General features: G+C 67.8%; 2 protein-coding genes and 1 pseudogene. 1 reads left to right on the top strand and 2 read right to left on the bottom strand.

The features are described from left to right. Positions 1-330, bottom strand: a pseudogene (locus AC1VAN_RS19365) (amidohydrolase family protein); the annotation flags it as partial. A 49-nt stretch (positions 331-379) separates the two neighbouring features. Beyond that, positions 380-1,081 (bottom strand): ankyrin repeat domain-containing protein, encoded by a 702-nt coding sequence (locus AC1VAN_RS19370; RefSeq protein ID WP_309909996.1) that lies wholly within the window; start codon positions 1,079-1,081, stop codon positions 380-382. A 94-nt stretch (positions 1,082-1,175) separates the two neighbouring features. Here AC1VAN_RS19370 and AC1VAN_RS19375 point away from each other — a divergent pair, with 94 nt between their 5' ends. Further along, positions 1,176-2,057 carry a LysR substrate-binding domain-containing protein gene (locus AC1VAN_RS19375; RefSeq protein ID WP_480986496.1) on the top strand — a complete coding sequence of 294 codons (882 nt, stop codon included), beginning with the start codon at positions 1,176-1,178 and terminating at the stop codon, positions 2,055-2,057. The last annotated feature ends 154 nt before the right edge of the window (positions 2,058-2,211 follow it).

Here is a 2,211-nt window from a genome sequence, read left to right on the forward strand (position 1 = left end):
GTATAGCGGCAGCAGCGCCTTGTTCTCTTCCACCAGCGCCGGCCCGCCGCCGAAATGCACGTGCATGTCCCACAGGCCTGGAATCAGGTACTTGCCTTTGGCGTCGATCTGCCGGCTGGCGCTCCACTGGCTGCGTAGCTGCGCATCGGGACCGACCGCGACGATGTCCTCGCCACGGATGACCACGCTCTGCCCGGGCACGCTGCGTGCGTGCTCGACATCGACCACCGTGGCGTTGCGGATCAGCAGATCGGCGCGCTCGGCGGCAGACGCCGACAGCGGTGCAACGGCAAGAAGGACGGCAAGGGACAACGGATGGGAACGGAACATGGACGGCATCCTGGTGGGCACGGCAGCGTGCGGGTGGAAGGGGCGGGTGTCAGCGCGTCGCGCCATGCTGGCGCAGCAGGGTTTCGATGTTGGTGTAGCCGCGTTGCTTGGCATGCGCCAGCGGCGTTACGCCGTCGCCATCGGCAAGCTCGGGGTTGGCGCCAGCGTCCAGCAGCAACTGTACGATCTGCACGTGGCGCGGGCCGCCATCGCCAAGCAGGATCGCCTCCAGCAGTGCAGTCCAGTGCAGGCGGTTGACATGATCCACGGCCACGCCGGCGCGCAGCAGCGTACGCACGGTGGCGACGTGGCCGCGTTCGGCCGCAGGAATCAGCGCGGTACCGCCATAGCGGTTGGTGCTGCGCAGGTCTGCACCGTGGGCGAGCGTCAGCGCCAGGATCTCATCCAGGCCGCGCGCGCCGGCATACAGGTACGCGCTGTCCTGCATCGCGTCCTTGGCATTGACGTCGGCACCGGCCTCGATCAGTTCCCGCGCCGCGTCCACGCTGTTGCCGTGGGTGGCCAGCAGCAGGGCCGTGCGGCCCTGGCCGTCACGCGCCTCCAGATCAGCACCCGCATCCAGTGCCTCGCGCACGGCGCGGGCATCACCGCGGCTGGCGGCATCGCGCAGCTGCGCATCGGCGTCGCTTCGGGAAGTCGCCGTACACGCCGGGATGACCATGGCCAGCAGGCACAGCAGCAGCATGCGGGCCAATGGCGAACGGCGCTGCCGGGAGCGAGGGTGGTGCATCGTGACTCTCCTCATGCGCAATGGCGCCGGCCATTGCCGGCCCCTGCCCTGCATGGTAGAAGTCGGCACGGGTATCCAGAAGTGAAATGTTCAAATGCAAGACAGTGCCAAATCGAATAGAACAGTGTTCGAACTGGACCTGCTGCGGGCCCTGGTGATGGTCGCCGACTGTGGCAGCTTCACCACCGCGGCTACCCGCCTGCATTCAACCCAGTCCACGGTCAGCCAGAAGATCCGCCGCCTGGAGGAGCTTGCCGGCCACCGCCTGCTTGAACGCGGCCACCGCGACGTGCATCCCACCGACGCCGGGCACACCCTGCTGGGCTATGCCCGGCGCATGCTGGATCTGAACGAGGAACTGGCCCAGGCCTTGGCCGGCGCCACCGTGGAGACCGCGGTGCGCATCGGCGTGCCGGAGGACTTCGTGAACCCGCAGACCACGCGCATGCTGGCCGCCTTCAGTCGCCGCCACCCGCAGGTCAAGCTGGAAATCAGCAGCGGCCTCAGCCGTGATCTGGCCCATGGCTTCGACCATGGCGAGCTGGACCTGGTGCTGGTCAAGCAGCGTCGCAACACCCGCCAGGCCGTGCACTGCCGACGCGAACCGATGCATTGGATCGACAGCCTGCGCAGCAGCAGCCTGCAGCAGGACCCGCTGCCACTGGTCACCTTCCCGCCGCGCGGGCTGTACCGCGACGAGATGATCCAGGCCGTCGAGGCCTTGGGCCTGCGCTGGCGCATCGCGTTCACCAGTTCCTCGCTGAGCGGCATCCAGGGCGCGGTGGCCGACGGCATCGGCATCAGCCTGCTGCCACGGCGCGCGATCAACCGCGAACACCGCATCATCGATGGTCAGCGCGACCTGCCCCTTGTCGACAACTACGAGATCGGCCTGCTGCATCGCGCCGATGCCGATGATGCGGTGCGTGCGCTGGCCAGCGAGTTGTGGCGCCAGGTGCAGCGCGAGCCGGAATAGTCGGCAGGGCTGCGCCCTGCACCGCATTGGTAGTGCCGGCCGCTGGCCGGCGACCTCAACGGCAACGACAACAGCTGGTTTCCTGTGGGATGGCGGGGTGGCATGGCCTGCTCTTGGTAGGTGTCGACCTTGGTCGACCAGTAGATCCACGCCA

It is taken from the genome of Stenotrophomonas sp. 05L44_2 (assembly GCF_056665995.1).

What these genes read in the sequence shown, in the direction of transcription:
- AC1VAN_RS19370 (WP_309909996.1), bottom strand. Translation starts at nt 1,081, where the DNA reads ATGCACCACCCTCGCTCCCGGCAGCGCCGTTCGCCATTGGCCCGCATG.
- AC1VAN_RS19375 (WP_480986496.1), top strand. Translation starts at nt 1,176, where the DNA reads ATGCAAGACAGTGCCAAATCGAATAGAACAGTGTTCGAACTGGACCTG.